This window comes from Flavobacterium sp. UBA5153, from assembly GCA_002413745.1.
Taxonomy (GTDB): domain Bacteria; phylum Bacteroidota; class Bacteroidia; order Flavobacteriales; family Flavobacteriaceae; genus Flavobacterium.
Genome location: DHXP01000003.1, coordinates 100,864 through 126,508 on the forward strand (window position 1 = coordinate 100,864; position 25,645 = coordinate 126,508).

At 35.0% G+C, this 25,645-nt stretch carries 27 protein-coding genes; 10 read left to right on the forward strand and 17 right to left on the reverse strand.

Features of this window, described 5'->3' with window-relative positions:
• Positions 1-126: 126 nt before the first annotated feature.
• Both B2145_RS00850 and B2145_RS00855 read right to left on the reverse strand, forming a co-directional pair.
• The gene (locus B2145_RS00850; RefSeq protein ID WP_291097163.1) at positions 127-1,383 is read right to left on the reverse strand and encodes an aspartate kinase; all 1,257 of its coding nucleotides are present in this window, start codon (positions 1,381-1,383) and stop codon (positions 127-129) included.
• A gap of 74 nt (positions 1,384-1,457) precedes the next feature.
• Positions 1,458-1,976, reverse strand: coding sequence for a GNAT family N-acetyltransferase (locus B2145_RS00855; RefSeq protein WP_291097165.1), 519 nt, complete (start codon positions 1,974-1,976; stop codon positions 1,458-1,460).
• A gap of 171 nt (positions 1,977-2,147) precedes the next feature.
• Here B2145_RS00855 and fbp point away from each other — a divergent pair, with 171 nt between their 5' ends.
• Positions 2,148-3,164: a class 1 fructose-bisphosphatase gene (gene fbp, locus B2145_RS00860; RefSeq protein ID WP_291097167.1), complete on the forward strand. Its 1,017-nt coding sequence runs from the start codon at positions 2,148-2,150 to the stop codon at positions 3,162-3,164.
• A gap of 323 nt (positions 3,165-3,487) precedes the next feature.
• On the opposite strand, the gene B2145_RS00865 is transcribed toward fbp, so the two are convergent.
• The gene (locus tag B2145_RS00865) at positions 3,488-3,919 is read right to left on the reverse strand and encodes a TerB family tellurite resistance protein (protein WP_291097169.1); all 432 of its coding nucleotides are present in this window, start codon (positions 3,917-3,919) and stop codon (positions 3,488-3,490) included.
• A gap of 197 nt (positions 3,920-4,116) precedes the next feature.
• Here B2145_RS00865 and B2145_RS00870 point away from each other — a divergent pair, with 197 nt between their 5' ends.
• From B2145_RS00870 to B2145_RS00880, 3 genes are read left to right on the forward strand one after another with little or no spacing between them, the layout of a single operon-like run.
• Positions 4,117-4,710 (forward strand): HupE/UreJ family protein, encoded by a 594-nt coding sequence (locus B2145_RS00870; RefSeq protein WP_291097171.1) that lies wholly within the window; start codon positions 4,117-4,119, stop codon positions 4,708-4,710.
• A gap of 8 nt (positions 4,711-4,718) precedes the next feature.
• A complete protein-coding gene (locus B2145_RS00875; protein ID WP_291097173.1) occupies positions 4,719-5,147 on the forward strand; it encodes a deoxycytidylate deaminase in 429 nt (142 codons plus the stop codon).
• Positions 5,148-6,725 (forward strand): S41 family peptidase, encoded by a 1,578-nt coding sequence (locus tag B2145_RS00880; protein ID WP_291097175.1) that lies wholly within the window; start codon positions 5,148-5,150, stop codon positions 6,723-6,725.
• Between the two features lie 16 nt (positions 6,726-6,741).
• Here B2145_RS00880 and B2145_RS00885 read toward each other — a convergent pair whose 3' ends face one another.
• The 4 genes from B2145_RS00885 to B2145_RS00900 form a co-directional block, all read right to left on the reverse strand.
• Entirely contained in the window at positions 6,742-7,410 is a 669-nt protein-coding gene (locus B2145_RS00885) for a lysophospholipid acyltransferase family protein (protein WP_291097177.1), read from the reverse strand.
• 146 nt (positions 7,411-7,556) lie between these two features.
• Complete coding sequence (locus B2145_RS00890) at positions 7,557-8,165, reverse strand: FAD-dependent oxidoreductase (protein ID WP_291097179.1); 609 nt, start codon at positions 8,163-8,165, stop codon at positions 7,557-7,559.
• 2 nt (positions 8,166-8,167) lie between these two features.
• Positions 8,168-8,371, reverse strand: coding sequence for a hypothetical protein (locus B2145_RS00895; RefSeq protein ID WP_291097181.1), 204 nt, complete (start codon positions 8,369-8,371; stop codon positions 8,168-8,170).
• A gap of 131 nt (positions 8,372-8,502) precedes the next feature.
• On the reverse strand, positions 8,503-9,081 hold the full coding sequence (locus B2145_RS00900) for a MarC family protein (protein ID WP_291097259.1): 579 nt from the start codon (positions 9,079-9,081) through the stop codon (positions 8,503-8,505).
• 200 nt (positions 9,082-9,281) lie between these two features.
• Here B2145_RS00900 and B2145_RS00905 point away from each other — a divergent pair, with 200 nt between their 5' ends.
• From B2145_RS00905 to B2145_RS00915, 3 genes are all read left to right on the forward strand, one after another.
• Complete coding sequence (locus tag B2145_RS00905; RefSeq protein WP_291097183.1) at positions 9,282-9,848, forward strand: DUF3109 family protein; 567 nt, start codon at positions 9,282-9,284, stop codon at positions 9,846-9,848.
• Between the two features lie 263 nt (positions 9,849-10,111).
• Complete coding sequence (locus B2145_RS00910; RefSeq protein ID WP_291097185.1) at positions 10,112-11,089, forward strand: ribonucleotide-diphosphate reductase subunit beta; 978 nt, start codon at positions 10,112-10,114, stop codon at positions 11,087-11,089.
• Between the two features lie 292 nt (positions 11,090-11,381).
• A complete protein-coding gene (locus B2145_RS00915) occupies positions 11,382-13,775 on the forward strand; it encodes a ribonucleoside-diphosphate reductase subunit alpha (RefSeq protein ID WP_291097187.1) in 2,394 nt (797 codons plus the stop codon).
• A gap of 177 nt (positions 13,776-13,952) precedes the next feature.
• Here B2145_RS00915 and phoU read toward each other — a convergent pair whose 3' ends face one another.
• From phoU to B2145_RS00935, 4 genes are all read right to left on the reverse strand, one after another.
• A complete protein-coding gene (phoU, locus tag B2145_RS00920) occupies positions 13,953-14,627 on the reverse strand; it encodes a phosphate signaling complex protein PhoU (RefSeq protein WP_291097189.1) in 675 nt (224 codons plus the stop codon).
• A gap of 536 nt (positions 14,628-15,163) precedes the next feature.
• Entirely contained in the window at positions 15,164-16,177 is a 1,014-nt protein-coding gene (locus B2145_RS00925) for a hypothetical protein (RefSeq protein WP_291097191.1), read from the reverse strand.
• A 170-nt stretch (positions 16,178-16,347) separates the two neighbouring features.
• Positions 16,348-17,418: a sensor histidine kinase gene (locus tag B2145_RS00930; RefSeq protein WP_291097193.1), complete on the reverse strand. Its 1,071-nt coding sequence runs from the start codon at positions 17,416-17,418 to the stop codon at positions 16,348-16,350.
• 85 nt (positions 17,419-17,503) lie between these two features.
• Positions 17,504-18,187, reverse strand: a complete 684-nt coding sequence (locus B2145_RS00935) for a response regulator transcription factor (protein WP_291097195.1) — start codon at positions 18,185-18,187, stop codon at positions 17,504-17,506.
• A gap of 379 nt (positions 18,188-18,566) precedes the next feature.
• On the opposite strand from B2145_RS00935, the gene B2145_RS00940 reads away from it, so the two are divergent.
• Both B2145_RS00940 and B2145_RS00945 read left to right on the forward strand, forming a co-directional pair.
• Positions 18,567-18,905, forward strand: a complete 339-nt coding sequence (locus B2145_RS00940) for a T9SS type A sorting domain-containing protein (protein ID WP_291097197.1) — start codon at positions 18,567-18,569, stop codon at positions 18,903-18,905.
• Positions 18,906-19,042: 137 nt separating this feature from the next.
• Positions 19,043-20,023: an acyl transferase gene (locus tag B2145_RS00945; RefSeq protein ID WP_291097199.1), complete on the forward strand. Its 981-nt coding sequence runs from the start codon at positions 19,043-19,045 to the stop codon at positions 20,021-20,023.
• Positions 20,024-20,071: 48 nt separating this feature from the next.
• Here the strand turns inward: B2145_RS00945 and B2145_RS00950 are convergent, their stop codons facing one another.
• The 3 genes from B2145_RS00950 to tyrS are packed head-to-tail and all read right to left on the reverse strand — an operon-like array spanning position 20,072 to position 21,844.
• The gene (locus B2145_RS00950; protein WP_291097201.1) at positions 20,072-20,329 is read right to left on the reverse strand and encodes a type II toxin-antitoxin system RelE family toxin; all 258 of its coding nucleotides are present in this window, start codon (positions 20,327-20,329) and stop codon (positions 20,072-20,074) included.
• Positions 20,322-20,519: a hypothetical protein gene (locus B2145_RS00955; protein ID WP_291097203.1), complete on the reverse strand. Its 198-nt coding sequence runs from the start codon at positions 20,517-20,519 to the stop codon at positions 20,322-20,324. Before B2145_RS00955 ends, B2145_RS00950 begins: the two co-directional genes overlap by 8 nt.
• Positions 20,520-20,551: 32 nt before the next feature.
• Positions 20,552-21,844, reverse strand: a complete 1,293-nt coding sequence (gene tyrS / locus B2145_RS00960) for a tyrosine--tRNA ligase (protein ID WP_291097205.1) — start codon at positions 21,842-21,844, stop codon at positions 20,552-20,554.
• 155 nt (positions 21,845-21,999) lie between these two features.
• Between tyrS and B2145_RS00965 the strand changes: the two genes are divergently transcribed.
• Positions 22,000-22,989 carry an NAD-dependent epimerase/dehydratase family protein gene (locus tag B2145_RS00965; protein ID WP_291097207.1) on the forward strand — a complete coding sequence of 330 codons (990 nt, stop codon included), beginning with the start codon at positions 22,000-22,002 and terminating at the stop codon, positions 22,987-22,989.
• Here B2145_RS00965 and B2145_RS00970 read toward each other — a convergent pair.
• The 3 genes from B2145_RS00970 to B2145_RS00980 are packed head-to-tail and all read right to left on the reverse strand — an operon-like array spanning position 22,984 to position 25,573.
• Positions 22,984-23,481, reverse strand: coding sequence for a DUF4296 domain-containing protein (locus B2145_RS00970; RefSeq protein WP_291097208.1), 498 nt, complete (start codon positions 23,479-23,481; stop codon positions 22,984-22,986). The genes B2145_RS00965 and B2145_RS00970 overlap by 6 nt on opposite strands.
• Before the next feature lie 14 nt (positions 23,482-23,495).
• Positions 23,496-24,836, reverse strand: coding sequence for a dihydroorotase (locus B2145_RS00975; RefSeq protein WP_291097210.1), 1,341 nt, complete (start codon positions 24,834-24,836; stop codon positions 23,496-23,498).
• Positions 24,837-24,847: 11 nt separating this feature from the next.
• The gene (locus B2145_RS00980; RefSeq protein WP_291097212.1) at positions 24,848-25,573 is read right to left on the reverse strand and encodes a polyprenol monophosphomannose synthase; all 726 of its coding nucleotides are present in this window, start codon (positions 25,571-25,573) and stop codon (positions 24,848-24,850) included.
• Between the last annotated feature and the right edge of the window lie 72 nt (positions 25,574-25,645).

The following is a 25,645-nucleotide window of genomic DNA, read 5'->3' on the forward strand; positions in this document are numbered from 1 at the left end:
AACCGGCTGGGTAAAAATCAAGGGCTAGAACTTATATTTTGCCTCAAGATTAAAAAAATTACCGCAGATTCACAGATTATAAAATCTGAGAATCTGCGGTAAAATTATTTGCAATTTATGCTATATCTAACTTTCCTTAGTAACAATTTGCATTGTCTCGCGGCTTACTTGTTTTAGAATTACAGTTTTGTTTTCCTCAACGGTTTGTGCTGCTTTTTCGTCGAAGTGACGAATGGTATATAAGGTAACATTTTCGTCATAGTCAACCTTGAATTTCTTGGACAAAATAGCATTCAAATCCTTGAAATTTCCAAATTTATCCTCAACACATACCGAAAAGCTAATGGCAGAATTCTGGATTAAGTTTACTTTTAGTTTAAATTGGTGAAACAAAGCAAAAATTTCGCTAATGTTTTCTTCCATAATAAAGGAGAAATCTATGGAGGAAAGCGAAATCAACAGTTGGTTTTTCTTCACGATGTAACAAGGTAAATGAGGTTCTAAATCGGCACCTTTAGCAACGCGTGTTCCGGGTAACATTGGGTTTATGAACGATTTTACATACAATGGAATTTCCTTTTTTTGTAGAGGCTGCAAGGTTTTTGGGTGAATAACCGTGGCTCCGTAAAATGCTAATTCGATGGCTTCACGATAGGAAATCTGGTTTAATAAACGGGCATTTTCAAAATACCTTGGATCGGCATTCATCACCCCAGGAACGTCTTTCCAAATGGTTACACTTTCAGCATTCAAGCAATAGGCAAAAATAGCGGCGGTATAATCCGAGCCTTCACGACCCAAAGTGGTGGTGAAATTATTTTCGTCAGAACCCAAGAATCCTTGAGTGATATTCAGTGATTTTTGTTTTACGTTTTTTGAAATATTTTTTTGGGTTAATTCCCAATCTACTTCGGCATCTCTATAATTCGAATTGGTTTTTATGAAGTTTCGCACATCGAGCCATTGAGTTTTGATTCCCATAAAATTCATGAAATGACTCAGAATTGTGGTCGAAATCAGTTCGCCATAACTCACGATTTGGTCATAGACAAAATTGTAATTGGGCGATTTGTTGTTTGCCAAGAAATATTCTAAATCAGAAAACTGTGAATTTACTGCGGCAAAAACTTCGTTTTTGTCATCTTCGAATAAATCCAACAGGATTTGATTGTGGTATTTTTTTACTTCTTGAACGGATGATTGTAATTCGGCCGATTTGTCGAAATAGTTTTTTATGACCAGTTCAAGGGCATTCGTGGTTTTTCCCATTGCGGAAACCACCAACAATACATCTTCATAACCCACTTTTTGTAAAACGTCATATACGTTTTTAATTCCTTCGGCGTCTTTCACGGAAGCGCCACCAAATTTGAATACTCTCATTTAAAATTCAGATTTCAGATTTCAGATTTCAGATTGTTAGTATGAAATCAGAAACTTATTTATTTTCACTCTATTTATTTTAATCTATTGTCCACGAAATTGTTAATTCCTGCTTCGTCCATTTGTGCTACTTTCCAATCGTCAAGAACTTTTGCGCCTGATTTTTTATAGAAATCAATTGCGGGCGTATTCCAATCTAATACGTTCCATTCAATTCTTCGAACATTGTCTCTTTTTCCTTGTTTGATAATTTCAGAATACAAGGCATAACCCAAACCTGTGCCTCGCATTTTGTCTTTCACCACTAAATCTTCGAGATGAATCGTTTTTCCTTTCCAAGTTGAATAGCGATAATAATACAAAGCAATTCCCACAATTTGCTTCGCCTGTTCGTCCCGCTGTTGGGCGGGACTCGGGTCTGATTCAACCTCGGCAACAAAAACATAAAATAAAGGAACTGTACCAAAACCATCACGAATTAGATCGTCAACAGTTATAAGAACGGCCTCCGGCTCTTTCTCAAAAGCAGCCAATTCCTGGATAAGCCCTAAAACGGCTTCCATATCTTCTGGATTTCCTTTTCTAATAGTCATAATCTTTTATTTATAATTGCTCATTGGCAATAAAAACCAGCCTTTTGAGGATGTAATTTAATACTTTAAATGGCAAATATACAATTCTGATAAACGAACTAAATAATAATCAAATCATTTTCACAAAAAACACGATATTTGTGACTTGAAAACAACTACAACGATTTCGTAATGGAAGAACACAACAAGACTTTAGGTGAGTTTATCATCGAAAACCAAAATGCTTTTCAATATTCGTCAGGCGAATTATCACGAATCATCAACTCGATTCGATTGGCAGCCAAGGTGGTGAATTATAAAGTGAATAAAGCAGGATTGGTAGATATTGTTGGTGCCGCTGGCGAACAAAACATACAAGGCGAAGACCAACAAAAATTGGATGTATATGCCAATGAAGTTTTTATTCAAACCTTAATCAATCGTGAAATTGTTTGCGGCATTGCTTCCGAAGAAAATGATGATTTTATAACCGTGGCAGGGAACGACCGTGGACATAACAATAAATACGTCGTTTTAATGGATCCGCTCGACGGTTCGTCAAACATTGACGTAAATGTTTCTGTGGGCACTATTTTTTCGGTGTATAGACGAATAAGTCCGATAGGAACTCCAGTTACATTAGATGATTTTTTGCAACCTGGGATCAATCAGGTTGCAGCAGGATATGTTATTTATGGCACATCGACAATGCTGGTTTACACAACAGGACACGGTGTAAACGGATTTACGTTAAATCCCGCCATTGGGACATTTTATTTGTCGCATCCAAAAATGAAATTTTCGGTTGATGGAACTATTTACTCCATCAATGAAGGAAATTATGTACATTTTCCGCAAGGCGTAAAAAATTATTTAAAATATTGCCAGCTTGAAGAAGAAGATAGGCCTTATACTTCGCGCTACATAGGAAGTTTAGTTTCTGACATTCACCGAAATATGATAAAAGGAGGAATTTATTTGTATCCTACCAGCACAAAAGCTCCCAAAGGAAAGTTGCGGTTACTTTATGAATGCAATCCAATGGCATTTATAACGGAACAAGCGGGAGGAAAAGCATCGGATGGGTTTGCCAGAATAATGGAAATTTTGCCCACAGAATTACACGAAAGAGTTCCTTTTTTCTGCGGAAGCCATAATATGGTGGAAAAAGCCGAAGAATTTATGCGATTAGCAGAATTGAGTAAATAGTAATACAAAAATCATCTTTACTTTTTATTTAAAACCCGTTGGGTGTAATTATTAAAAATAAAAGAATTCCAAAAAAGATATAAAATTTAAACACATAGAATCATAGAAAAAAGAGTTTGATAGCCCAATTCTTGGGTTCACATAGCTATAATTTTCTCTAAGAAAGTGAAACGCCTTTCAAAATTCGAAAAATCTATGATTCTATGTGTTTAAAAAACAAGAAATTTTGAATTACACCCAACGGGTTATTTAAAGTTTATAAAATTACCCCAAATTCTTAATGCGACAGTTTGCCTTACAATTTGCGAATTTGCGGTAATTATTTACTTATTCATGTGTTCCATTTCATAAATAAAAGTATCTAAATCTACTTTTCGATCAACCAATGAAAGCGCTTTATCGACAATATAATTTACATTTCCTGGAGTAAAACCTAAAGCCAAACCAAATTTCCGTAACAACGAATCTTGTCTGTCTCCTAAATGGTGATCCACATGAACCATTCTTGCCAAATCATATAGACGTTCTAGTCTTTGAGTATACAAATAGGGAGGATTGATGGGATATTTTAGTGGATTCTCTAGAATTTCTTCGTATTCTATTTCCGAAATCTCAAGATTTCTAGCAAGTCTGTCTAAAAAGGCTTGTTCTTCTGGTGCAATTTTCCCTTCGGCAAGAGCCACGCGAACAATTGCAGAAAAATGGCCTCTGTTTCTTAGTTTGAATTCGCTATCGAATAAATCTGAAATTGACATAATTGGTTTCGTTTAAATGGTTATACAAATATAATTCTAATTTCGATTTTGACAAATATCAAATTCTAATATTTTTAGTTTTTTTCTTCCTTTTAATAAAATAAAGGGGACAATAATTGCTTTTAACAATATCGGTTCAAACTATTTTCAAAATAAATTGTAAGTTTGACGTCCCCTAATCTTTAAAACTATTTGCAATGTCAGAATTTTGGATTTATTATGAAATCGGGTTGAGACATGTCCTTAACATACGTGCTTATGATCATGTTTTGTTTTTGATTGCCTTAACCGTTCCCCACGCATTCAAGGACTGGAAAAGAATACTGTTGTTAGTTTCCCTTTTCACCATTGGTCACACCTTGGCCTTATTGCTGTCGGTTTTTGGAGTAATTGTTATAAAGGTCAATCTAGTGGAATTTTTAATTCCAATAACCATTCTCATAGTCGCTATTTTTAATCTTTTTACTGCTGGAAAATCGTCAAAGCATGAAAGCATCAGTATTGTTGGTTTTATCACTTTGTTTTTTGGGATTATTCACGGATTGGGGTTTTCAAACTATTTCAAATCCATACTTGGCGGTTCACCACAATCTAAACTGTTGCCGTTGTCAGAATTTGCACTAGGAATAGAATCCTCACAAATAATTGTGGTTTTTGTTGTTTTGATACTCTCCTATATTGTTCAAACATTCTTCCGATTTTCAAAACGCGATTGGACATTAGTGATGTCGTCTTTTGTGATTGGTGTAGTTTTGCCAATGATTGTCGAAAACGAAATTTGGAATAGATAAAAAAAGAAATGGAAAAGAAAAAATTAAATAAATACGACAAAGCTTATCTTAGAATCGCCAAAGAATGGAGTCTTTTGTCCTATTGCAAACGAAAACAAGTGGGCGCCATAATCGTTCGTGACCGAATGATAATCTCTGATGGTTACAACGGAACACCATCAGGTTTTGAAAATTGTTGTGAAGATGAAGAAGGATTAACACGTTGGGATGTTTTGCACGCAGAAGCAAACGCCATTCTTAAAGTGGCTCGATCTACGCAAACCTGTGAAGGCGCCACGCTGTATATTACTCTTTCACCATGTAAAGAATGCAGTAAATTGATCCATCAATCCGGAATAAAAAGAGTGGTTTATCAAATTGGCTACCGAGATACTTCGGGAATAGATTTTCTTGTTAAAGCAGGCGTAATCGTTGAACAAATTGAAGTTTTAGAATAGATGAAAATTAATCCCAAATATTTTCCAATACTTATTTTTGCAACTCTTGCCTTTGGGGTTGTTCTCGGTGGAGGATTGAACTTTCCCGGTCAAAATCATTTTTTGGCCAAAAACAATTCAAAAAACAAACTGAATAAACTCATTGATTTTATCGACAACGAATATGTAGATGACGTAAATACGGATTCTATCGTGAATCGTACCGTAGATAATATTCTAGCTCAACTCGACCCACATTCCGTTTATATTCCCCCGAGCGAACAAACCCAAATTGCCGAGAATATGAAGGGCGATTTTGTGGGAATAGGCGTGAATTTCTATATGTATAATGATTCTGTGGCGATAATAAAACCTGTCGAAAATGGTCCTTCAGAAAAAGCGGGAATAAAATCGGGAGACCGGATTTTATATGCCGATAAAACAAAATTGTTTGGACGCAAACTGCCAACCGACAGTTTGTTTTCCAAACTAAAAGGAAAAGAAGGTTCCGAAGTTGAGGTCACTGTTTATAGAAAATCAGAACACAAAAAAATAAAAATAAAAATAAAACGCGGTATTGTTCCCTTAAAAAGCGTCGATGCAGCAGTACTTCTGAATGCAAGCACCGGATATATAAAAATCAATCGATTTGCCGAAACTACTTACGATGAGTTCAAAGCCGGTTTGACCAAATTGAAGCAACAAGGCGCAAAATCTTTAGTCATTGATCTTCGCGACAATGGAGGTGGATATATGGAGGAAGCCATTGCCATTGCCGATGAATTACTGGAAGACAAACAATTAATTGTTTTTACGAAAAATAAAAAAGGAACTATCGAAAAAACATTCGCCACTAAAAAAGGAAGCTTCGAAAGCGGAAAATTATATATTCTAATCAACGAAAATAGTGCCTCGGCAAGTGAAATTCTGGCAGGGGCAATTCAGGATAATGATAGAGGAACAATTGTTGGTCGCCGTTCTTTCGGCAAAGGATTAGTGCAGCGCGAAATGGATTTTGATGATGGATCGGCAGTTCGATTGACGGTTGCCAGGTATTACACGCCAACGGGACGTTCGATACAAAAATCCTATTCGAAAGGAAATAAAGAATATTTCAAGGAATCCGACTCGCGTTTTGCAAATGGGGAATTATACAATAAAGACAGTATAAAAACTCCAAAAACACTAAAATTTATAACTCCAAAAGGTAGAATTGTATACGGCGGTGGCGGAATTGTACCTGATGTTTTTGTTCCGCTCGAAGTAGAACATGGAAATGAAAACACAGCTTATTTGCTGCAGTCAGGCATTGTTGGTCATTTTGTTTTTGAACAATTAGATCAAAATAGAAATGCTTTTAAAGGATTGTCCTTTGAACAATGTATGACTAAAATGTATGGAACCGATTCGTATTTCAATTCTTTCCAGCAATATCTTTCCAAGAATGGATTGGATTTAAAGTTGGACAAAAACAAGGCTTTGGTAAAACGATATATCGCAGCAGAATTTGCCCGACAGTTGTACAGCGAAGGCAAGTATTATTATGAAATTGTATTGAAAGATGATGCGATGATTAAGTCGATAATCAAGAAGGAATAGGGAAGAAAAAAGACGCCTATTTTTCATTATCCCAGTCTTTTCTAAAGCGAATGAGTTCTTTGTCTATCTTATTTTTAGAGGTGTTCAATAAAAATGTTGCATCTTCAGAATATATTGGTGGAAAAAAAGTTATTTTTATTTCAGTTGTAAGTTTACCAAAACATTTCAAAAAATGCGGAATAAATGTGTCATTACCTATAAAGGCATCCGTTTTTTCTTTATAATCAATAGCCACAGGAATAACTGCCGATTTTATTTTCGTGGCCATCACAAATGAACCATAATTAAAATCGACTGTAGTGGGCAAAATATGAGTTGTTCCTTCAGGAAAATTAATTACAGAATATCCCTTACTGAGAACTTCCCGAATATTTTCGGCGGTATCCTGCCTGCTTTTCTGACACTTTCTGTCTACAAACAACACGCCCGAGATTTTACAGAGATATCCAATGAGAGGCCATGACTCTACCTCTTTCTTTCCTACAGGAAAGGCGTGTACTTGATTTACGATGGCGATAGGGTCAAAATAGGAACGGTGATTGGCCACAATCAATCCTTGTACCACAGGTTTTTCTCCATAAACAATTGTTCGAATACCTAAAAGAACATTTGCTGCCCTTATTAAAAAATCGCGTAATAATAGTGCTTTGTGGAAATTAGTTTCTTTGCTCCAAAAAAAACTCAAAAAATAGTATATAACCGAAAAAAAGGAAACATATACAACAAAAATAATGAGCCTTGTGAAGCCTAATAACAATGAAAACATAAAAATAATTTACAGAAAATGTAAATCTACCACTATTTTTCTTGATATTTCAGTAAGTTAAAATCTTACTTCTTAATACTGTCGTGAACTTGCGTTTGAATCCCGTCATTCCATAAAGTAAGAATATCGGTTGCCACTGCAGCTCCGCTTCCTGCGGCAATCGCCACTTGGCTTCTGGAACCGGCAAGTGTCCCGGTCACATAAATGCCTTCGGCAACTTTGTGGTCATTATTTTTTAGTTGGATTCTTTGTTTTTCGGCAAGTGTTTTTTGGTGAGGTTCAACATATTGCATTAATCCTTCAATTGCAAAAGTATTTGCAGCGCCAATAGCCACGACAATCATTTTGGTTTTATAGGTATTCCTGTTAGTGGTGACTACAAATTCGGGGAATTTACCCTCGATTTTCAGAACTTTTTCACTCGGAATTTGCGTGACGTGAGGGTAAGTTTCCGATAAGTGTTGAATGCTTTCAGATAATAAATTGGCACCTAATTTACCTGGAGGAATTCCGTAGGCATTATTGATAACGGCTTCTTGAAGAGCAGCAGTTTTTTGATGGGTAATAATACCTATTTTTTTATCAATGGCAAAGCGCATAGTTTTCGCAGAACCCAAAACAAGTGCACATGACATTCCCGAAACACCACCGCCAATTATTAGAGTATCAAACATAATTAGAATTTATCATTCATTTTTTCTTCAATTTTCTTTGACATTCTAAAAATCAAAAGAATCAAAACGGCACAAAACGAAGCGGCAATTCCAATAAATGCAACCATACTGTCTCCTTGAAGAGGGTGTTTGAAATCGAGCAGACTAATATTGAATACAATTAGTCCCAATGCCAAGGACACCAATACGTTAGTGAAAATTTTCATAAAATAGTGTTTTGTTTTTATAAAAAAACAGAAAGATTTAGAAACAACTTTTATTTTGAATTTCTGTTTTCAAAAAAATCAAGACTGTTTTTGTATAAAAAAATGATGGGGTAAATTTATAAAAAAATATTTTAGGCAAACAAACCTTTAACATTAGCGGCAAATAATTTAACAGCTATTGCCAAAAGAATAACCCCAAACGCCTTTCTAATCACACCCAAGCCATTTTTTCCCAACATTTTTTCGATTTTCGCGGATGATTTCAAGACGATGTAAACCAAAATAATATTCAAAATAATCGCGACAACGATATTTTCTGAATGAAACTGGGAACGTAACGAAAGCAAAGTAGTCATTGTCCCGGCTCCGGCAATTAACGGAAAAGCAATGGGTACAATAGAGGCGGAACTTGCTTCTTCATCTCGATAGATGCGAATACCCAAGATCATTTCCAATGCCAAAAAGAACAAGACGAAGGAACCTGCAACGGCAAAAGAATTCACGTCGATACCGATTAATTTCAATAATTCTTCGCCAATAAAAAGGAAAACAATCATAATAAAACCAGCGACTAAAGAGGCTTTTTCAGATTCGATATGACCGTGTTTTGCTCTCAAGTCGACAATGATGGGAATCGTTCCCACAATGTCAATTACAGCAAATAAAACCATGCTAACAGTAATTATTTCTTTAAAATCAAATTCCATAATTTCTCTATTTATGGGGCAAAAGTATTAAATTCCACATAGTTAAAAGTCAAATTAAGGTTATTATTTGACATAGCCTGTCTGTCTCGACGATTTTCAATAATTATTTTATCCAACAGATTGAATTTTATTTATGTTATTCTCGACCCAAAAAACTCAAAATTTAACATTCGAAATTCAGAATTGCAAAGTATCTTTGCAAAATGTTTCAACTAGGAAAAACCATCGTATCGGAAGATATTCTCGAAAAAGAATTTGTTTGTAATTTATCGGCTTGCAAAGGCGCTTGTTGCGTTGATGGAGACGCCGGAGCTCCACTGAGTGAAGCCGAAACCAAAATTTTGGAAGCCATTTATCCAAAAGTAAAACCATTTTTACGCAAAGAAGGTATTGCTGCCATCGAAGCTCAGGGAACTTGGACAAAAGGAACCGATGGAGATCTCGAAACACCATTAATCAACAATAAAGATTGCGCTTACGTAATCTATGATGGAAAAACCGCGCTTTGCGGCATCGAACAAGCCTATAATCAAGGCGAAGTTACCTTTAAAAAACCAGTTTCCTGTCATTTGTATCCTATTCGCGTAAAAGATTTTACTGAATTTGCCGCCGTCAATTATGACAAATGGGAAATTTGTGATGATGCCTGTTCTTTAGGTAAAGAACTCGAAGTGCCAGTTTACAAATTTGTCAAGGAAGCACTTATCAGAAGATTTGGCGAAGATTGGTATTTAGAGCTCGAAAAAGTGGCTCAGGATATGAAAAAGTAATTCGCCAAAAATTAAAAAATTTCTTATTACCCACTTTTTAATCCCTATGTTTTAAGGTATTTCACATTTTTAACATTTTATAAAATATTGATTTTTAGTATTTTAGAATTTGTATGAAAAACATCCTAATTTTTTCTATTTGTTAAAAACTCAAGCCGATTGTGAATAAGTTTGACTTTTAATAACCATAAGAATTCACAATCTTTGTAATCTACGAAAACATAAATATTCGTTAAAATTTCAAAAAAAAACAAAAAATAGCAATGTCACAAGTTGAACCAATTTTACAAGAAAATAAAAATCGTTTCGTAATTTTCCCTATCAAACACCACGATATTTGGGAATTTTACAAAAAAACAGAAGCCAGTATCTGGACTGCCGAAGAAATTGATTTGGCGCAAGATTTGAATGATTGGAACAATAAATTAAGTGAAGACGAAAAATATTTTGTTAAACATATTCTTGCCTTTTTTGCAGCTTCCGACGGAATTGTTAACGAAAATTTAGCCCAAAATTTCATCAACGAAGTGCAATATGCCGAGGCAAAATTTTTCTATGGTTTCCAAATTATGATGGAAAACATTCATAGCGAAACCTATTCGCTTTTGATCGATACTTATGTTAAGGACGAAGCCGAAAAAGACGAATTGTTTACCGCAATTGAAGTTTTCCCGGCGATTAAGAAAAAAGCGGATTGGGCTTTGAAATGGATTGAATCTGAATCTTTTGCCGAAAGATTGGTTGCCTTTGCTGCGGTTGAAGGTATTTTCTTTTCGGGAAGTTTTTGCTCCATTTTTTGGTTGAAAAAAAGAGGATTGATGCCTGGACTTACCTTTTCCAATGAATTAATTTCTCGAGACGAAGGAGTTCATTGTGATTTTGCGGTGCATTTGCACAACCATCATTTGATTCATAAAGTACCAAAAGCAAGAATCAGAGAAATTATTGTTGACGCATTGAATATCGAAAGAGAATTCATAACCGAATCGATTCCGGTGAGTTTGATTGGAATGAACGCCGTTTTAATGACGCAATATTTAGAGTTTGTAACCGACAGATTATTGGTAGAATTAGGTTGCAAAAGAGAATACAACACGCCGAATCCTTTTGATTTTATGGATATGATTTCGCTTCAGGGAAAAACAAATTTCTTTGAAAAGAAAGTGGCCGAATATCAAAAAACGGGGGTGATGAATACTGATTCTGATGCACAGAAAATTAGCTTTGACGCTGATTTTTAATATTTTTTCGCCACAAAGACGCTAAGTCACAAAGAAAAAAGTGGCTTATTTAATCAGAAAAAAATAAAAAGCTTTGTGGTTTTTTGTTTTTATGGAAAAATGGACAAAGAATGTCAAAAAAAACTTTGTGCCTTAGAGTCTTCGTGGCAAAAATCACAAATACCAAAACCCAAAAACTTTGTGTCTTTGTGGCAAAATAATCACAACGAATACCGGGATTAGCTTCCCAAAAATAAACACAAATACACCAAAATAGAGAAGGGATTGTCTATTTTAAAAAAAAAGTAAGCTTATGTACGTAGTAAAAAGAGATGGCCACAAAGAGCCAGTAATGTTCGATAAGATTACGGATAGAATAAAAAAATTGTGTTACGGACTGAATGGGTTGGTTGATCCCGTGAAAGTGGCGATGCGTGTAATTGAAGGTTTGTATGACGGAGTTTCGACTTCGGAATTAGACAATCTTGCCGCCGAAACTGCGGCTTCAATGACGATTGCTCATCCTGATTATGCACAATTGGCGGCGCGAATTGCGATTTCCAACTTGCATTCCAATACCAAAAAATCATTCTCGGAAACAATGAACGAAATGTTTCATTACATCAATCCGAGAAACGGTCAGGAAGCACCATTGCTTTCGGAAGAAGTGCATAAAGTGATTATGGAAAATGCCGAATTCCTGGATTCGCACATTATATATAACCGAGATTTCAACTATGATTATTTTGGTTTCAAGACTTTGGAACGCTCTTATTTGTTGAGAATAAACGGAAAAATAGCGGAACGTCCGCAACATATGTTGATGCGTGTTTCGGTTGGAATTCACCTGAACGATTTGGAATCGGTGATAGAAACCTACGACTTGATGTCGAAGAAATTCTTCACTCACGCCACGCCAACATTGTTCAACGCAGGAACTCCAAAACCTCAAATGTCCTCTTGTTTCCTTTTGGCAATGCAAGACGACAGCATCGACGGGATTTATGACACACTGAAACAAACGGCCAAAATCTCGCAATCGGCAGGTGGAGTTGGACTTTCGATTCACAACGTTCGTGCGACGGATTCTTATATTCGTGGCACCAACGGGACTTCGAACGGAATTGTTCCAATGTTGAAAGTTTTCAACGATACGGCTCGTTATGTGGATCAAGGCGGTGGAAAACGCAAAGGAAGTTTTGCGATTTACATCGAAACTTGGCACGCCGATATTTTTGACTTCTTGGATTTGAAAAAGAATACCGGAAAAGAAGAAATGCGCGCCAGAGATTTATTTTTTGCGATGTGGACATCGGATTTGTTTATGAAACGTGTGCAGGAAGACAGTTATTGGACATTGATGTGTCCTAACGAATGTCCAGGTTTGTACGACGTTTACGGCGAAGAATTTGAAACGATGTACATTGATTACGAAACTCGTGGAAAAGGCAGAAAAACCATCAAAGCTCGCGAATTGTGGGAGAAAATTTTGGAATCCCAGATCGAGACCGGAACGCCCTATATGTTGTACAAAGATGCAGCGAACAGAAAATCGAACCAGAAAAATCTTGGCACCATTCGTTCATCGAATTTGTGTACTGAAATTATGGAATTTACTTCCAAAGACGAAATTGCAGTTTGTAATCTAGCGTCTATTTCGTTGCCAATGTTTGTGGAGAACGGAAAATTTGACCACAAATTATTGTACAACGTGACCAAACGAGTTACGAGAAACTTGAACAAAGTAATCGACAGGAATTATTATCCGGTGGTAGAAGCCCAAAATTCAAATATGCGTCATCGTCCTGTGGGTCTTGGAGTTCAAGGTCTTGCTGATGCTTTTATCCTATTGCGTTTGCCTTTTACCAGCGATGAAGCCAAGAAATTAAATCAAGAAATTTTTGAAACATTATACTTTGCAGCCGTAACTTCTTCGATGGAAATGGCAAAAGAGGAAGGGCCTTATTCCACTTTTAAAGGTTCGCCAATTTCGCAAGGAGAATTCCAACACAATCTTTGGGGATTGAAAGATGAAGAACTTTCCGGTCGTTGGGATTGGGGTTCATTGAGGAAAGAAGTGATGGAACACGGTGTGAGAAATTCACTTTTGGTGGCGCCAATGCCAACTGCCTCGACTTCACAAATCCTTGGGAACAACGAAGCTTTCGAACCATACACTTCAAATATTTATACAAGACGTGTGCTTTCGGGCGAATTTATCGTGGTAAACAAACATTTACTCGAAGATTTAGTGAAATTGGGTTTATGGAACGAAGATTTAAAACAAGATTTGATGAGAAAGAACGGTTCAGTTCAGGATCTTAATATTCCGCAGGATTTGAAGGAATTGTACAAAACCGTTTGGGAAATGTCAATGAAAGACATTATCGATATGTCCCGTCAAAGAGGTTATTTTGTAGATCAATCACAATCCTTGAACTTGTTTATGCAAGATGCCAATTATTCGAAATTAACATCGATGCACTTCTATGCTTGGCAATCTGGATTGAAAACCGGAATGTATTATTTGAGAACAAAATCAGCGGTCGACGCGATTAAATTTACCTTGAACAACGACAAAAAAGCAGAACCAATTCCTGTTGCAGTTGAAGTCCAAACGCAAGAAATGACCGCCGAAGAATACAGAGCAATGATTGAATTGGCAAAAAATGCCGGTCCGGAAGATTGCGAAATGTGTGGAAGTTAATTAGATATATGAAGTACGATAGAAACCCTTGCAGCAATGTTAGGGTTTTTTTGTTTTTAAATGAATAACCCCGAAGCTCTGCTTCGGGGAATTCTTTTGAGTAAAAAGTCAAACCTCTATATTTTTAAACTTACACACTTTTTAGGATAGTGTCGGTTTAAATATTCCAGCCTCCATTTATTCGTTTAAATGCTTATCCTCAAATTTTTCGTGTTTGATTATTTTGGCATTTACCATGAAATGAACATATTCGGCAATATTTGTGCAATGTTTGGCTATGCGTTCTAAGTGTTTCAATACAATAACAAGATTTGTTCCTGACACAACGGTTTTAGAATGCAACCTCATCTCTGCAATAATATCAAGTACAGTTGCATCACTTTTGATTTGAATTTTATTATTTAAAATAAAAATTTCTTCAATTATCTTTTCATCACGCGTCAAGAAACTTTCATTAGTTTTCATTAAAATAATCTCAATATTTTTAGCCAATTCGGCTATTTCAAACTTGGCAATTAAATCGTGCTTGTCTTTAATGCTTTTAGACCTTTTTATAACGCTAACGGCCAAATCACCAATTCGTTCTATCTCATTACTAATTTGCAAAGACGCCATAATAAAACGTAAGTCTGATGCGACAGGCTGGTATAAGGCAAAAATACTTTGACAAATTTCGTCGATTTTTACGTCTAATTTATCAATTTTGATTTCTGTTTTCTTTACTTCTTTCCCTTCAATAGGTTCCGAAAGAAGTGCTTTAACTGATTCGCTAACTTGGATTTCAGCCAAACTGCCAATTTTTATGATTACATTTTTTAATTTTTCTAATTCTATTTCAAAGTGTGTTGTCATATTTTTTCTATTTAAATATTTAAAATTGAATAATTAAAAGATTGAACAATTAAAATAGGATTTGATCAAATCATCCCTATTCAACCTTTTGTATCCGAATCTAGCCGTGATGCAATTTTCGGTTTATTTTTGTTCCCGTTTTGTAAATATAGTATTTGTTTTGCCAATTTCTATTAGTTTGCCAAAAATAAAAGAAGGCTGTATAATCACTTGTTCTTGCGGCTTGTTGCCTATTATGCGAAACAATAATTGTGGCATATTGTTCTTTTGGTTAGATCCTGGCCTAATTCTTCCTTTTCTTTTTCCATCTCATTCGAGTAGAACAAAGTTTGAAAGAGATTTGTCTTGAAATACCAAACGATGGCACAACAGTTATCAATGTTCCAATATCGAATATTACTTTTTTAACCTACAAACAATTGCCCCCCTTATAAACAATATAAAAAATCAGGTTGTCATAATTTAGTTAAAACTAAAGTGACAACCTGATTTAACAGTTTAAAAAATAGTAGCTATTTTTAGAAACCCTAAAACTATTATAAATTAAATTCTGCGTTTATGAAGATTTTTGATTGATCAGTCAAAGCAGCTTGAGCAAAATTATAACCTTGATAATTAAGAGCCAATTTCAATCCTTTTACCGGAGCATATTGCAAACCTGCAATGATTAAATTACCGTCTTTAGCTGAATTCCAAGCTGTTGCAGCACCTGCTAAAGTATTTGATTTCATTTGATCAAAACGAGCCAACACTTCAAATTTCTTGTTTATTACATAAGTAGAATAGAATGAAACTCCATTTAATTTATGATCAACCGATGGAGTTGCATAAGCTGTTCCATTATTTAATTTATTGTATTCTGCACCAATTCTAAAATCAGCTGCTTTATAACCTGCAAATAATGCCATACTTGTAATCGCTTTTGAACCAGTTGTAGGTTGGTTATCAAAATATATTTTGGTGATTAATCCTTTTATAGGAGTAAAAACTAAACTACCACCAATTTTTTGATTACCATTAGTATCTTGAACGCTTTTGTAACCTTCACCATTAACTATAAGGAAGTTAAATTTTAAAGTTTTGGCAAGACTGAATTCAGCGTTAATACCTAAATCAGCACTACTTCCTAAACCATTTTGGTCATCAAATGTTTTGTATAAATAACGGTAACCCCAAAAATCTTCTTGATCGTTAAATTGTTTTAAACCAATCATACCCATACTTAATTTTACACCAGAAGCTACTTTCCAATCCAATTGTGCTGCTTTTAAATAAGCTGTATAAGCACCAGTTCCAGCTGTATTATTTCCTACATCAAAAGTAACTTTAGCTGAAATTTTGTCGTTAAAATTATAATTATATCCAAAATAAGCTCGATCTAGTGCAAAAGCACTTTTTTTAGTGACATTAGGAGTGAAATCATAATTGTAATTCCAGAATACTTTAAAAAGCGGAGAACCACTAGGTACAAAATCTTTATTAGCTGTTTGAGCCATCATAGACAATGATGCAATAAAGAGGATACTTAAAAATAAGAATTGTTTTTTCATGTTGTTTATTTTATAAATTTTATTGGTGCAAAGATGAAACAGCCATGTTAACCTAACGTTAAGAAGATATTATCTTGTCAAGAAATAATTGTTACTCCAATGTTATTATGTAAAGTCTCTTATTTAGGTTTTAAACTCAGGAGCTACATTAACAAACAACGTTCAAGGATTTATAAGGTATGATGTTTTTTTGCCTTTTCCATAGTAAAAGAAAACTCGGAACCAATCCCAAACTCACTCTCTACATATATCTTTTCCTCGTGGGCTTCGATAATATGTTTTACAATAGCCAGTCCTAATCCTGAACCCCCTTCAGCTCTGGAACCACTTTTGTTTACCCGGTAAAACCGTTCAAAAAGCCTCGGGATGTTTTGTTTTTCTATGCCTTCGCCATTATCGCTTATTCGAACCAAAACTTTTTTGTCTGTCAAATTAACAACCCCAACTTCCGTCAGGCCTCCTTCTTTGCCATATTTTATAGAGTTTACAATCAAATTCTCAATTACTTGTTGGATTTTATCTTTATCGGCTTTTACAAAAATGGGCTGAATATGATAATTCTCGAATGCCAGCGTTATTTTCTTTTTATCAGCTTTCATTTCTAATAAATCAAAAACATTCTGAATTAATTCCACAATGTCAAATTCAGAAAAATCCAGATTCAAATCCCCCACTTCAAGTTTGGTAATCATATCTAAATCTTCTACAATGTAGATTAATCGTTCCACTCCTTTTTCGGCACGTTTCAAGTATTTTTTTCGAACGTTTTTATCGTCCATGGCTCCATCCAGAAGTGTAGACAAATAGCCTTGCACGGTAAATAAGGGCGTTTTTAATTCATGGGAAACGTTACCTAAAAATTCTCTTCGGTATTCTTCCCGAACTTTCAGCATTTCGATTTCCAGTTTTTTGTCGGTGGCAAACTTTTTTACTTCTCGGGTCAACGCTTCCATATCGGTTGTTATGGGCTGATTTATAAAAGTACTGGATTCGAGTAACGATATATCGTCATAGATTTTTTTTACACGCCTATAAATAAAACGTTCCACCCGATATTGTAAAACTATGAATGAAAAAATGTAAATTATAAGAATAAAGACAATCCCAAATAATAATAAACTCTGTGGCGTAAACTTGAAAATCATGGCCGCCAGCATCATTACAAATACCGTAGCAAAAACACTGATGTATAAAGCTGATTTTACGGCAAACTTATAGGTTTTTTTAAAACTAATTTTCATCTGTTTTTATTATGGATTCTTTATTGTAAAAAGACAGAATAAATGGCATCCCCTTTCTAAAATTAAAAATTTAAGCGAGTAACTTTTAAACTTCAAATTTATATCCTACTCCTTTTATAGTTTTAAAAAAATCTTCGCCGATTTTTTCTCTTAATTTCCTAATATGAACATCAATCGTTCTTCCGCCAACAATGACTTCATTGCCCCAGACTTTATCTAAAATTTCATCGCGTTTGAATACTTTTCCGGGTTTTGAAGCCAATAAGTAGAATAATTCAAATTCTTTTCGGGGTAATGCTATTACGATGTTGTCTTTTATTATTTTATATTCTTCTCTATTTATTTCGATTCCGCCCACATTTAGGGTTTCGCTATTTTTTTCTTGTTCTTTCAATCTTCGTAACAATGCCTTTACTTTACTAACCAATAATTTTGGTTTTATTGGTTTTGTAATATAGTCATCGGCACCGGCGTCAAAACCGGCCACTTGCGAATAATCTTCGCTTCTTGCGGTCAAAAAAGTAATGATAACATTATTCAATTCCGGAATTTTTCTAATATTTTCACAAGCTTCCATTCCATCCATTTCAGGCATCATTACATCCATGATGATTAGATCTGGCAATTCTTTTTTGGCTTTTATTATCGCTTCTTTCCCGTTTGCCGCCGTAACAATTTGATACCCTTCTTGCGCAAGGTTATACCCAACAATTTCCAAGATATCCGGCTCATCATCAACCAATAAAATTTTTGTATTTCTTTTTTTCATTTTAGAAAATTAAGTATTTGCGATTGTAAATATAAATATAAAACAATCCAGTGACAAGTCTTCGCCGAAATTAATAAGTTAACTATTTAGTAATGCGTTAAAAACAAATTGGTAACATTGCCGTGGTTTAAATCCTGTTTTTATTAAAAAAAAGTAATTTTTTTATCAATATCACCCTCTTTTTCCGTTGTTTATTTGATTTAAAAAACGATATGATTTTATTCCGAAATTTCGGAATAAAATTGTTTTATGGGAGTCTAAATTTATCTCTGTTTTTAGTTAATTTTTTGATAAATAACCTACTGTAACGCATTTTTACATCTTTTGGTATATCAATTGAAATGTTTTTTCATATCTTTACTACTCCAAATCGAAACTGATGGCAAAAAACTACTTTTATATTACTATTTTATTGGGTTTTTTCTTTACTGTGAGCGTCTCGTCCCAAGAGATAAAGCAACAAACAAAACTCCAAGAAACCGCTACTATTGAGGGGCTAAGCTTGTATCCAAACCCTGTGAGTAATGGCAGAGTGTACATTACTTCAAAAAATGACTTAGATAAAGAAATAATTGTCTTTGATGTTTTAGGGAAAAAAGTGCTTCAAACCATGCTTAGTTCAAAAGAATTGAATATTTCAAACCTTATTTCCGGCGTATATATCATAAAAATTAACGAAAATGACGCATCGGCCACCAGAAAACTAATTGTAAGATAACAAACCCTTCATGTAAATAACTCGAAAGCTCCAATTGATGTTGGGGCTTTTTTTATTTTAAACCCGTTTAGTCCCGAAGTCTTGGGATAAACGCTGAAAGGGTTGCTAAATATTTATACCTTTGTAAAAAATAATTCTTGATTACAGCTCCTGACATATTTACCATTTCAAGCCAAAAGCAATTTGAAAAAACAGCCCTTAAAGTGTTTCGTTTTCAATATGAAAACAACCTAGTGTATCAGGAATTTTGTGATTTTTTGAAAATTGAGGTTCAAAAAGTAAAATCATTGCAACAAATCCCTTTTCTTCCCATACAGTTTTTCAAAAGCCATAAGGTGGTTTCCAACGAAAACGCCGTACAAGAAACCTTTACCAGCAGCGGCACAACCGGGACAAACACTAGCAAACACTTTGTAACTGACGTTTCTTTATATGAAGAAAGTTATCGAAAAGGGTTCTCTCAATTCTATGGTAATATCGAGGATTATGTAGTTTTGGCTTTACTTCCTTCCTATTTGGAACGCGAAGGTTCGTCATTGATTTATATGGTCGAAGACTTGATAAAAATGACCCACAATCCCGAAAGCGGTTTTTACCTCCACAATCACGAGGAACTAATCGAGAAATTAATACGATTGGACAATGCGGGACAAAACGTGATTTTGATTGGGGTTACGTATGCTTTATTGGATTTAATTGAAACCAAAAAATTCCAATTGCAAAACACCATTATTATGGAAACCGGCGGAATGAAAGGCAAACGAAAAGAAATGATTCGGGAAGAACTGCACGAACAATTATGTGAAGGTTTTGGCGTTTCGTCAATTCATTCTGAATACGGAATGACCGAATTGCTGTCGCAAGCTTATTCTCTGGGAAATGGCGTGTTTGAATGCCCTTCTTGGATGCAAATCCTCATTCGCGACACCGAAGACGCTTTGACTTATGTCGATGCTGAAAAAACGGGCGGAATCAACGTAATTGACTTGGCCAACATCAATTCCTGTTCCTTTATTGCCACACAGGATTTGGGCAAAAAAAATCCCAACACCACTTTCGAAGTATTGGGACGTTTTGACAATAGTGATATTCGCGGTTGTAATTTGATGGTTATTTGAAAAAATTGTGAATTATAAGTTCTCCAACTCTAATCACAAAATAATTTTTCATTCATAAATGTCTTTTCGATGACCTAAATCTATAACGTCAATCAGAAGAATATCATCAAAAACATCATAAATAATTCTGTAATCTCCAACACGAATTCTGAAACCATTTCTGCCTTTCAATTTTTTATATCCTTGAGGTTTTGGATTTTCTGCTAAATTTTGAATTGCCACAATTATAGGTTCAGCAATCTTATCAGATAGTTTGTCTAAATGTTTCACAGCCTTTTTAGTTAAACTAACTTTATAATTAGGCATTCTTTTCTTCTCTTGATTTCACGTAATCATCGAATGAAATACGTGTGCCATCATCATTTTTTTTTGCTTCGTCATACAGTCGGATGTCTTCTAATTCTTCTAAATCACGCATCAATTTTTCATATTCTTTTATCGAAATTAAAACTGCCGTTTTTTTTCCTTTTTTATCTGTCAAAAATTGAGTTTCCATAGCTTTCAGTAATTTAGAGTAAAGTTATAAAATTATTTAACCCGAATCACAAAATAATTTTTCTTTCCGCTTTGCAACAATACAAACTGATTATTGATTAAATCTTTGGCTGAAAGCACAAAATCTTCGGTTACTTTTTCCTTGTTTACCGAAATAGAATTGGCGGTCAAAGCGCGTCTTGCTTCACCGTTCGATTTTAAAAATCCTGTTTTTTCGTTTAAAACATCAACAATGTTTATTCCGGCTTCAATTTCATTTCTTGAAATTTCCGCCTGCGGAACACCGTCAAAAACATCCAAAAAAGTCGCTTCATCCAATTGTTTCAAATCATCCGAAGTAGAATTCCCAAACAAAATATTAGATGCCTTTATAGCATTTTCTAAATCTTCCTTAGAATGAACCATTACCGTAATTTCTTCCGCCAAACGTTTTTGTAATAAACGTAAATGTGGTGCTTCTCTATGCTTTCCGGTTAGAATCTCAATTGCTGAATTTGATAAAAAAGTGAAAATCTTAATATATTTTTCGGCGTCAACATCCGAGGTGTTTAACCAATATTGATAAAATTTATAAGGAGAAGTTCTAGCTGAATCCAACCAAATATTTCCACCTTCTGATTTTCCAAATTTTGTTCCATCCGCTTTTGTAATCAACGGGCAAGTCAAAGCATACGCTTTTCCACCCGCTATTCTACGCACTAATTCGGTTCCTGTGGTAATATTTCCCCACTGGTCACTTCCTCCCATTTGTAACGTACAATCTTTGTTTTTGTACAAATGTAAAAAGTCATACCCCTGAACCAATTGATAGGTAAACTCTGTAAATGACATTCCTTCAGAAGCCTCAGAAGACAAACGTTTCTTGACTGAGTCTTTCGACATCATATAATTTACCGTAATGTGTTTTCCAATATCCCGAATGAAATCCAGAAAAGAAAAATTCTTCATCCAATCGTAATTATTCACCAACTCCGCCGCATTAGCTGCATTGGAAGTAAAATCCAGAAAACGAGCCAATTGCCCTTTTATAGCTTCCTGATTGTGACGCAATGTGGCTTCATCAAGCAAGTTTCTCTCATTCGATTTTCCCGATGGATCACCTATCATTCCTGTTGCACCACCCACTAATGCAAGCGGTTTGTGTCCAGACAATTGAAAATGTTTCAATAACATCACACCCACTAAATGGCCAATATGCAATGAATCGGCAGTTGGGTCAATTCCCACATATGCCACATGCATTTGTTCCATCAGATGTTCTTCTGTGCCCGGCATAACATCGTGAAGCATTCCTCTCCAAGTCACTTCTTCAATAAAATTCTTCATCTTTTTAACAATTTCGACAAAGATAACAATTCAAAAAGCAATGACAATAGTAATAGCAATTTCAATGGCATTAAAAAATGCAATTTTATTGACAAAATATTCAATAAAAAACTTTGCGCCCTTGCGACTTCACGGCAAAATAGTATATTTACAAAATGGTTTTAGTCACAGGAGGAACGGGATTGGTTGGTACACATTTATTGCTTCATTTAATTGAAAATGGAGAAAACGTTCGTGCCATTTATCGAAATGCCGAAACAATCAAGAAAACAAAATCTCTATTTTTACTTTACAAAAAAGAATCTCTATTTGAAAAAATTGAATGGGTAAAAGCTAACATTACCGATGTGCCCTCCTTGGAAAGTACTTTCGAAAACATTGATTATGTGTATCATTGTGCCGCCCTGATTTCGTTTGATCCTAAAGACGAAGATTTACTTAGAAAAACCAATATCGAAGGCACGGCAAATATTGTCAATTTTTGCATTGCCAACGCCGTAAAAAAGCTGTGTTTTGTTAGTTCTATCGCTGCTCTTGGTGATTTGGCAGCATACGAAAAAATCATTACCGAAGAAACGGAATGGAATCCTGAAAAGCCTCATAGCGATTATGCCATTTCTAAATATGGTGCCGAAATGGAAATTTGGCGCGGACAACAAGAAGGTCTAAATGCAGTAATTGTAAATCCTGGAGTTATAATTGGCCCTGGTTTTCAAGAACAAGGAAGCGGAAAACTTTTCAAGAATGTGCAAAATGGATTGCCGTTTTACACCAAAGGCCGTACGGGATTTGTTGCGGTTACGGATGTCGTTAAAATTATGTCCGAGTTGATGAAAAACGAAACAGAAAATGAGCGATATACCCTAATTGCACAAAACATTGTTTTCAGGGACTTTTTCAACACTATTGCTAAAGCCTCCAAAACAAAAAAACCTTCGATCTATTTAAGCCCTTTAATGATGGAGATTTTGTGGAGAATTGACTGGCTTTTTTCAACTATTTTTGGACAAAAAAGGCATTTGGATCGTGCTACCGCCAAAGCTTCTTTTTCTAAAAATCTGTATTCCAATGAAAAAATCAAAAGCACTTTAGACATTGAATTTATAGATATTCATCAGTATATAAAAGAAATTTCAAGTTTATAAACTCAGGTTTCTTTCTTTGATTCTTTTTATTGAATCTGCATCTCTCGTAATTTTCAGCTCTTGTTTTGCCTTTTTTATTGAATCAGCTTCTTTTTTGGCTTTTAATTTCCCTTCTGCTATTTTTCGTGCCTTGCTTTTCTTGCTTTCAATCTTAACCAGGGATTCCACCAAAGATTTTCTCTTGTCTAATCGTGATTTAACCTGATCATACATTAATTTATACTCCTTGTAATCAGAGGCATAATAGGCATTGCTTTGAACAAATTGAATACTGTCAATTTTATACTTTTTATAAATATATTCGGTTGGATTTATTTTACGGGTCTCCAAAGAATTCGGATTTTGATTTCTTATGGCTTCCAAAATGGATAAATCATACATCACATTTACCATTTTCTCCTTTTCGATAAGATTATTTGGTTTTTTGATAATCTCATTTTTACAACTAAATAGAATTGTTAAAAGGACTAAAAATGGAATTATTTTTTTCATCTTTATTGCATTATTTATCTATCAAACAACAATCGTTTTCCGGCACGAATATCTTTTACTTTAAAGGCAGAATAAACCAATTGTCCATTTACAAAGGTATGGGTAATTCTAGATTTAAAAGTAAATCCCTCAAACGGCGACCATCCACATTTAGAGATGATATTCTCTTTATTTACATTCCATGGCATTCCAGGATTTACAATAACCAAATCAGCATAATATCCTTTTTTGATAAAACCACGCTTTTCAATTTTGAAAATCTTGGCTGGATTATGGCACATTTTTTCCACGATTTTTTCAATGCTAATTTTGCCTTGATGGTAGGCCTCAAACATTGCCACTACAGCATGCTGCACTAATGGTCCACCAGAAGGTGCTTTTAAATAGGATTGTTTTTTTTCTTCTAGGGTGTGTGGTGCGTGGTCTGTGGCAATAACGTCAATTCTACCATCAAGCAGGGCTTCCCATAAAACTTTTCGATCATTGGCTGTTTTTACGGCAGGATTCCACTTTATCAAATTGCCTTTGGTTTTATAATCCTCATTGGTAAACCACAAATGATGGATACAAACTTCGGCTGTGATTTTCTTGTCTTCCAATGGGATTTTATTGGTAAATAAATCCATTTCCTTGGCGGTCGAAAGATGAAAAATATGCAATCGTGCACCCGTTTTTTTGGCCAAAGCAACGGCTTTTGAAGAGGAAATATAACAAGCCTCCTCGCTACGAATAAGATGATGCACCGTTACCGGAACATCCTCGCCAAATTCCGCTTTGTATTTTGCCAAGTTTTTTTGGATTGTGGCTTCATCTTCACAATGTACCGCAATAAGCATCGGCGTGCTTGAAAATATTTTTTCTAAAACGGCTTCATTATCGACCAACATATTTCCTGTTGATGAACCTAAAAATATTTTTATTCCCGCAACATTCCTAGGGTTTGTTTTTAGAACTTCGTCTAAATTATCATTAGTTGCACCCATCATAAACGAATAATTCGCATAGGACTTCTCGGAAGCCAATTGGTATTTTTGCTCCAAAATTTCCTGCGTTACCGCATTGGGTATCGTGTTGGGCTGCTCTATATAAGAAGTGATTCCTCCGGCAACTGCCGCCTTGGATTCTGATTCTATGTCCCCTTTATAAGTAAGTCCAGGTTCCCTAAAATGTACCTGGTCGTCAATGGCACCCGGAATCAAATAATTCCCTTCGGCATCAATAATCTTGCATTCGGATGATTTAGGACTTATGCTTTCAGAAATTTCAACGATTAAGTCGTTCTCAATTAACACATCGCCTTCAAAAATCTTTCCTTCATTTACAATTTTGGCATTCTTGATTAAAACCCTGTTCATTGTGTTTTTTCTTATAAGATGTTGACTAATTTTTTTAACCGGAGAGATATAACTCCCAGAACAGCTTCTTTAAAAATGGCACTGCTCATTTTAGACTGTCCTTTTGTTCTGTCCGTAAAAATAATGGGAACTTCGACAATTTCAAAATTCTTGCAAAATGTTCTGTATTTCATTTCAATTTGAAAGGCATAGCCCACAAATTTTATTTTATCTAAATTGATTCCTTCAAGCACTTGTCTTTTATAACAAATAAAACCCGCCGTGGCATCATGTATTTTCATTCCTGTAATGAACTGCACGTAAACCGATGCAAAATAAGACATCAACACCCGACTTAAAGGCCAGTTTACAACATTTACACCTGTCACATAACGAGAACCAATAGCTAAATCAGCGCCACCAAAATGACAGGCATCATACAATTTTTCCAAATCATTTGGATTGTGCGAAAAATCGGCATCCATCTCGAAAACAAATTCATACTTGCGCTCCAAAGCCCACTTAAAACCGTGCACATAGGCTGTTCCAAGGCCTAGTTTTCCTGCTCTTTTTTCTAAAAACAATCTCCCCTCAAATTCCGATTGAAGCATAATTACTTTTTCTGCGGTATGATCTGGCGAATTGTCGTCAATGACAAGAACGTGAAAAGGTTTATGTTGGGAAAGCACTGATCTAATGATGCTTTCGATGTTTTCAATTTCGTTATAGGTAGGAATTATAACAATACAATCGTTCATATTTTGAGTAATTTCAACGCAAAAGTAAACTTTTTATGCCATTTGATTCATAATAAAATTATAATAAAAAGA